General features: G+C 70.2%; 5 protein-coding genes. 2 read left to right on the top strand and 3 right to left on the bottom strand.

Features of this window, described 5'->3' with window-relative positions:
• Positions 1 to 85 precede the first annotated feature (85 nt).
• Positions 86 to 877, bottom strand: coding sequence for a GntR family transcriptional regulator (locus ACFYM6_RS34585; RefSeq protein ID WP_387281681.1), 792 nt, complete (start codon positions 875 to 877; stop codon positions 86 to 88).
• A gap of 126 nt (positions 878 to 1,003) precedes the next feature.
• On the bottom strand, positions 1,004 to 1,873 hold the full coding sequence (locus tag ACFYM6_RS34580) for a PAC2 family protein (protein WP_357442434.1): 870 nt from the start codon (positions 1,871 to 1,873) through the stop codon (positions 1,004 to 1,006).
• A 312-nt stretch (positions 1,874 to 2,185) separates the two neighbouring features.
• On the opposite strand from ACFYM6_RS34580, the gene metH reads away from it, so the two are divergent.
• Positions 2,186 to 5,701 (top strand): methionine synthase, encoded by a 3,516-nt coding sequence (metH, locus tag ACFYM6_RS34575; protein WP_387281680.1) that lies wholly within the window; start codon positions 2,186 to 2,188, stop codon positions 5,699 to 5,701.
• Positions 5,702 to 5,758: 57 nt separating this feature from the next.
• On the opposite strand, the gene ACFYM6_RS34570 is transcribed toward metH, so the two are convergent.
• Complete coding sequence (locus tag ACFYM6_RS34570) at positions 5,759 to 6,094, bottom strand: tyrosine-type recombinase/integrase (protein ID WP_387281683.1); 336 nt, start codon at positions 6,092 to 6,094, stop codon at positions 5,759 to 5,761.
• A gap of 371 nt (positions 6,095 to 6,465) precedes the next feature.
• On the opposite strand from ACFYM6_RS34570, the gene ACFYM6_RS34565 reads away from it, so the two are divergent.
• Entirely contained in the window at positions 6,466 to 7,023 is a 558-nt protein-coding gene (locus tag ACFYM6_RS34565; RefSeq protein WP_387281679.1) for a dihydrofolate reductase family protein, read from the top strand.
• Positions 7,024 to 7,314: the final 291 nt, after the last annotated feature.

The following is a 7,314-nucleotide window of genomic DNA, read 5'->3' as shown; positions in this document are numbered from 1 at the left end:
CACAAAGCCAGTCAGACGAAGAGTCACGCCCACTGCTGCCGACCATCAGCCCATCACCTGCAGACCGACCAAGCCAGCCTCACAGTCAGCCGAGGACGAGCCCCGGGTCCGGGTCGGGTTGCTCGGCCGGCGCGGGGATCTTGTACTCCTCGGTGAGGGTGGTCATCGGGCCGGGCCACGTCGCCTGAGCGACCTCGATCGGCTTGCGCCGTTCGTCGTAGGCGACGTGCAGCAGGTGCAGCACTGGGGTGTCCGGGCGGATCTGCAGGATCTCCGCCTCCTCCCGGCTGGGCTGCCGGGCGCTGATCGTGTCGGTCGCGGTGACGTACCTGCGGCCGGTGGCCTCCTCGGCCTCCTGGTAGAGCGGGCGGCCGAACGCCTCGGCCCGCTCCAGCGAGGTGCCCGCGGTGTCGGTCGGCAGGAACCAGGAGGCGCCCACCTCGACCGGCGACTCGTCGGTGCGGACCAGGTGCCGCCGGCAGAGCAGTTCGGTGCCGTCGGGCACTCCGAACGCGTCGGCCACCTCGGGCGGGGCGGGGGCCGGGCCGACCGAGACGAGCTGCTGCCGGTATCGGGCGGCGAGGTCGGTGTGGTAGCCGCGGAAGCCGCCGTACCGGCCGCGGGAGAGCCGGTTGAGCCGGCGCCGGGTGCCCCGGACGTACGTACCGGAGCCGGGTTTGGTGATCAGGATGCCCTCGACCCGCAGCTGGTCGACGGCGCGCTGCACCGTCTGCTTCGCGACGCCGAACATCTCGGCGATGGCCGGGATGGACGGCAGCCGCTCACCGGGCCCCCAGTCGCCGCGGCGGACCTGGGCCTTGAGCTGCGCGGCGATCTGCCGGTGCGGGAACTCGGCCGCTCCCGGGTTGATCTGCATGCCCGCCTCCTCATGACAGCTAGGTTCCTAGGATGCCGTAGCGGGCGTGACCGTGCTACCCCGGACACGCGGAAAACCGGGCCCCGAACGAGTGTCTGGGGCCCGGCGGGCCTGACCAGGGAGCGGCTACCAGGAGCCGGCGGTCGGGCCGGCGGAGCCGCCGCGGCGGCGCAGGTACTTCTCGAACTCCTGGGCGATCTCGTCACCGGTGAGCGGGGTGATGCCGGCGTCGCCGACCCGTTCCTCCAACTCGCGGACGTACTCGCCCAGCTCCGCGTCCTGCTCGGCGGCGCTGCGCACCCGCTGCTCCCACTCGGCGGCCTCCTCGGCCAGGTCGGCCATCGGCACCGGCAGGTCGAGCACCTCCTCGACCCGGTGCAGCAGCGCGAGGGTGGCCTTGGGGCAGGGCGGGTTGTTGGCGTAGTGGGGGACGTGCACCCAGAACGACACCGCGTCGACCTCGGCCCGGGTGCAGGCGTCGTGCAGCACCCCGACGATGCCGGTCGGGCCGTCGTAGCGGGTGGGGGTCAGCTGGTAGCGCTTGGCGGCGTCCGCGTCCGACGCGCTGCCGCTGATCGGCAGTGGCCGGGTGTACGGCACGTCGGCCAGCAGCGCGCCGAGCAGCACCACGCGCTCGACCTCCAGGCTGTGGCAGATCTCGAGGACCTGCTCGCAGAAGGTGCGCCAGCGCATGCTCGGCTCGATGCCACGGACCAGCACCACGTCCCGCTCGGTGCCGGGCGGGCTGGCCACCATGAAGCGCGTGGTCGGCCACTCCACCCGGCGGGTCTCCCCGTCGGCCATGGTGATGGTCGGCCGGCTCACCTGGAAGTCGTAGAAGTCCTCCGGGTCCAGCTCGGCCACCTGCCGGGCCTGCCAGACCTGCTCCAGGTGCTCCACGGCGGCGGTCGAGGCGTCCGCGGCGTCGTTCCATCCCTCGAAGGCCGCGATGGCGACCGGGGACCGCAGCACGGGCAGTCCGTCGAACTCGGTCACGCCGCCACCTCACCCTGCTCGCGGGGAGCGGTGTCGGGCCGTCGCCCGGACGTCCGCCCGCCTGCGACAACTCCAGCTCGGCGCGTCTGACGCCGCGCCGCGACCTGGAGCCGTCGCACGGTCGCGTCCCTGTTGTCCTTCACGTCCGTCAGCCTACGTGTCGGCGCGGGTTGCGGCCCGTCGGCCGCGCCGGTCGGCCGGGGTGACCAACCCGGCTGAAGCGGATTAAAGGGACGGGTGATCCCGCTGACAGTATGTGGGAAGGCACGGTTGCGATATCCCCGTGCCGAATTAGCGCACTAACCTGGCTCTGTGCGGACTTCGTTGCTGGATGTGCTGGCGGACCGGATCCTCATCGCCGACGGGGCGATGGGGACCATGCTCCAGGCGGCCGACCTGACTCTGGACGACTTCGACGGCCTCGAGGGCTGCAACGAGATCCTCAACGTCACCCGGCCGGACGTCGTCCGCGGCGTGCACGAGGCGTACCTGGCGGCCGGCGCGGACTGCGTCGAGACGAACACCTTCGGCGCCAACCTGCCGAACCTCGCCGAGTACGGCATCGCCGGCCGGATCCGGGAGCTGTCCGAGGCGGGCGCGCGGCTGGCCCGGGAGGCCGCCGACGCGTACGCGACGCCGGACCAGCCCCGCTTCGTGCTCGGCTCGATCGGCCCCGGCACCAAGCTGCCCACCCTCGGCCACGCCGCGTACGCGTCGCTGCGGGACGCATACCAGGAGAACGCAGCCGGCCTGATCGTCGGCGGGGCGGACGCGCTCATCGTGGAGACCTGCCAGGACCTGCTCCAGGTCAAGGCCGCGGTGATCGGGTCGAAGCGGGCGATGGCCGAGCTCGGGCGACAGGTGCCGATCATCTGCCACGTCGCCGTCGAGACCACCGGCACGATGCTGCTGGGCAGCGAGATCGGGGCGGCGCTGACCGCGATCGAGCCGCTCGGGGTGGACCTGATCGGGCTCAACTGCTCGACCGGGCCGGCGGAGATGGGTGAGCACCTGCGCTACCTGTCCCGGCACTCGCGGATCCCGCTGTCGGTGATGCCGAACGCCGGCCTGCCTGTGCTGACCGCGGAGGGCGCGTACTTCCCGCTGACGCCGGTGGAGATGGCCGACGCCCTGGAGCAGTTCGTCGCCGAGTACGGCGTGTCCCTGGTCGGCGGCTGCTGCGGCAGCACCCCGGAGCACATCCGGGTGCTGGTGGAGCGGCTGCGCGGGGCGCGGCCGGTGGCCCGGGAGCCGCAGCCGGAGGCCGGCGTCTCGTCCATCTACCACCACGTGCCGTTCGCCCAGGACGCCAGCGTCCTGATGGTGGGGGAGCGGACCAACGCCAACGGCTCCAAGGCGTTCCGGGAGGCGATGCTGGCCGGCGACTGGCAGGCGTGCGTGGAGATCGCCCGCGGCCAGGCCCGGGACGGCTCGCACCTGCTGGACCTCTGCGTCGACTACGTCGGCCGGGACGGCACGCAGGACATGCGGGAGCTGGCCGGCCGGTTCGCCACCGCCTCCACGCTACCGATCATGCTGGACTCCACCGAACCCCCGGTGATCGAGGCCGGGCTGGAGATGCTCGGCGGGCGCTGCGTGGTCAACTCCGTCAACTTCGAGGACGGCGACGGCCCCGAGTCCCGCTACGCCCGGGTCATGCCGGTGGTCAAGGAACATGGCGCCGCCGTGGTCGCCCTGCTCATCGACGAGGAGGGGCAGGCCCGCACCCGGGACTGGAAGGTACGCGTCGCGGTCCGGCTGATCGAGGACCTGACCAGCCGGTGGGGGCTGCGCCGGGAGGACATCCTCATCGACGCGCTGACCTTCCCGATCGCCACCGGTCAGGAGGAGACCCGCCGCGACGGCATCGAGACGATCGAGGCGATCCGGGAGATCGCCGCCCGCTACCCAGGGGTGAACTTCACCCTCGGCATCTCCAACGTCTCCTTCGGGCTGAACCCGGCCGCCCGGCAGGTGCTCAACTCGGTCTTCCTGCACCAGTGCGCGGAAGCCGGGCTGACCTCGGCGATCGTGCACGCCAGCAAGATCCTGCCGATGTCGAAGATCCCCGACGAGCAGCGCGAGGTGGCGCTCGACCTGATCTACGACCGCCGCCGGGAGGGCTACGACCCGGTGCAGCGGTTCATCGAGATCTTCGAGGGCGTCGATGCGGCGTCGGCGCGTGCCACCCGGGCCGAGGAGTTGGCCGCGCTGCCACTGGACGAGCGGCTCAAGCGGCGGATCATCGACGGCGAACGCAACGGCCTGGAGGCCGACCTCGACACGGCCATGGCCGAGGGGCGCTCGCCGTTGTCGATCATCAACGATCTGCTGCTCGACGGCATGAAGGTGGTCGGTGAGCTGTTCGGTTCCGGCCAGATGCAGCTGCCGTTCGTGCTCCAGTCCGCCGAGGTAATGAAGACCGCGGTGGCATACCTGGAGCCGCACATGGAGAAGACCGACGACGACGGCAAGGGGCGCATCGTGCTCGCCACCGTCAAGGGCGACGTGCACGACATCGGCAAGAACCTGGTGGACATCATCCTGTCCAACAACGGCTACGAGGTCGTCAACATCGGCATCAAGCAGCCGATCAACGCGATCCTGGACGCCGCCGAGCAGCACCGGGCCGACGCGATCGGCATGTCCGGCCTGCTGGTCAAGAGCACGGTCATCATGAAGGAAAACCTGGCCGAGATGGCCGCGCGCGGGGTGGCGGAGCGGTGGCCGGTCCTGCTCGGCGGGGCGGCGCTCACCCGCGCATACGTGGAGGACGACCTGCGGGCGATGTTCCCGGGGCAGGTGCACTACGCCCGAGACGCCTTCGAAGGGTTGTCGCTGATGGACCGGGTGATGACGGCCAAGCGGGGCGGCGCGCCGATGGTCGACCCGGAACGGGAGGCGGCCCTGGCGGCCCGCCGGGAGCGGCGCGAGCGGCAGCGGGCGATGGTGCGGGAGGCGCTGCCCGAGCTGGACGACGCCTCGGTCCGCTCCGACGTGGCCGTTGACGTGGAGGTGCCGAAGCCGCCGTTCCTCGGCACCCGGGTGGTCAAGGGGCTGCCGCTGGCCGACTACGCGGCGCTGCTCGACGAGCGGGCCACCTTCCTCGGCCAGTGGGGGCTGCGCGGCGCCCGGGGCGGCCAGGGCCCGTCCTACGAGGAGCTGGTGGAGACGGAGGGCCGGCCGCGGCTGCGGTACTGGCTGGACCGGCTGATCGCCGACCAGGTGCTCGAGGCGGCCGTGGTGTACGGCTACTTCCCGGCATACGCGGAGGGCAACGACCTGGTGGTGCTGGACGAGAACGGGCACAGCGAGCGGGCCCGGTTCTCGTTCCCCCGCCAGCGGCAGGAGCGGCGGCTGTGCCTGGCCGACTTCTTCCGGCCGAAGGGCGAGGAGCTGGACGTGGTGGCGTTGCAGCTGGTCACCGTCGGGCAGCCGATCAGCGAGTACACGGCGAAGATGTTCGCCGGCAACGAGTACCGCGACTACCTGGAGGTGCACGGCCTGTCCGTGCAGCTCACCGAGGCGCTGGCCGAGTACTGGCACCGGCGGATCCGGTCCGAGCTGACCCTGCCGAGCGGGCGTACGGTGGCCGACGACGACCCGGCGGACCTGGCCGGCCTGCTGCGCACCGACTACCGCGGCTGCCGGTACGCGTTCGGCTACCCGGCCTGTCCGGACCTGGAGGACCGGGCGAAGATCGTGGAGCTGCTGGGCGCGGACCGGATCGGCGTGCAGTTGTCGGAGGAGTTCCAGCTGGTGCCGGAGCAGGCCACGGACGCGATCGTGGTGCACCACCCGGAGGCCAACTACTTCAACGCCAAATAATCGGGGAAAATGCTTTGACCTGCACTTTCACCCCCTGATAAGTCCACTGAACCATGATCATGCCGTCTCCAGGCCGTCACCGGCTTCCGGGCCGTCGTCGGCGGCCTGGCCCTCACCGAACGCCTTGTCGATGGCCCGCCGGGTGCGGTCCTCGCTGCTGGGCAGCCGGTGCGTGTAGGCCCGGAGGGTGAAGCCGGGATCGGCGTGGCCCAGGTAGGCCGATAGCGCCTTGGTGCTCTCTCCGGCGTCCAGGAGCACCGAGGCGTAGGTGTGTCGGAGGACGTGCATGCCGTTGCGTCGATCGTCGGGAATGCCCGCAGCCCGGATCGTGGGCTTCCAGACGCCAGGGTTGAACTTGGAACGACTGAGCGCGGTGCCGTCAGGAAGGGTCAGGTACGTATCTGATCAGCGGGCGGGCGGTGTACCAAGATCTGGACTCTGGCGAACGAGCAGAGTTAACGCTTGAGCCGGGAGACCTGGTTACCGTGCAGCCGCGTCGTTAGGAGTTCTAAGAATGGCAAAGGACCGAATGGCACGTACCGCACTTGATCGGCCGTGGTCACGAGCCTGGTCACAGCGTTGATCAACTTCCGTTGGATTGGGTGAAATCGGGCGGCACGGAGATGCCGTTCTGTCCGTTCTCGTGTACATATAGACACAGGCTGACAGTGCTTAACCGAATTGTAATGCGACGCTCTGTCAATTGCAGCGGAGAGCTACGGATGGCGGGCCCCGACGCCGTAGTGGCGCTAGACTCTCCGGCCATGGGATTGCTCACCTTCAACATCAACGCCACTGTGGACGGTTGCGTCGACCACCAGGAGGGGATCGCCGACGACGAGACGCACGCCTTCTTCACCCGTCTCTTGGACGAGAGCGGGGCGATGCTGTGGGGCCGCGTCACCTACGAGATGATGGAGAGCTACTGGCCGGCCGTCGCCCGCGGTGACGTGGAGGCGCCGCCGGCCATGCGTGAGTGGGCGGCCAAGCTGGAGGCTCAACCCAAGTACGTGGTGTCGTCGACGCGCACGGACTTCCCGTGGACCAACAGCCACCACATCACCGGCGATCTGCGCGAGGGCGTGCAGAAGCTCAAGGACGCGACCCCGGACGGGGTCCTGATCGGAAGCGGCAAGCTCGCGACCGAGCTCGACCGGCTGGACCTGATCGACGAGTACAAGCTGCTTGTTCATCCCATGATCGCCGGCCACGGCCCGACGCTGTATCAGGGCGGGCTGCCCGCCACTCGCCGGCTCGAGCTGCTCTCGGCCGAGCCGCTGAGCAACGGCGTGATGTCCATGCACTACCGCCGCGCGCGCTGAATCACCGAAGTCGACCGAAGAGATCGCGACCGAGCTGACCAGTCGACTCGCGCGGAGTTGAAGGGACGATTGGGTCGAGCCGCCACTGGCGTGTGCGCTTCTTGGCGACTGGTGCCGACAGCAACGTGCACGGACTCGGCAGGCCGGGGCCAGCGGACGGCGGACGGTTCCCCGAGATCGCAGCCGGAAACGGACGCGGGCGGACGGTGCGCCCAGAACTTACAAGCGAGGGGTCTCAGGCCGTCGGGTCGCGAGGTGCCGGCCGACTGCGAAGCCGAGTGCGGCACCGAC

Origin of the sequence: Micromonospora sp. NPDC006431, assembly GCF_042870725.1 — a bacterium.
Taxonomy (GTDB): Bacteria; Actinomycetota; Actinomycetes; order Mycobacteriales; family Micromonosporaceae; genus Micromonospora.
The sequence above is the reverse complement of the archived record's forward strand: the minus strand, read 5'-3'. Positions and strand labels throughout refer to the sequence as shown.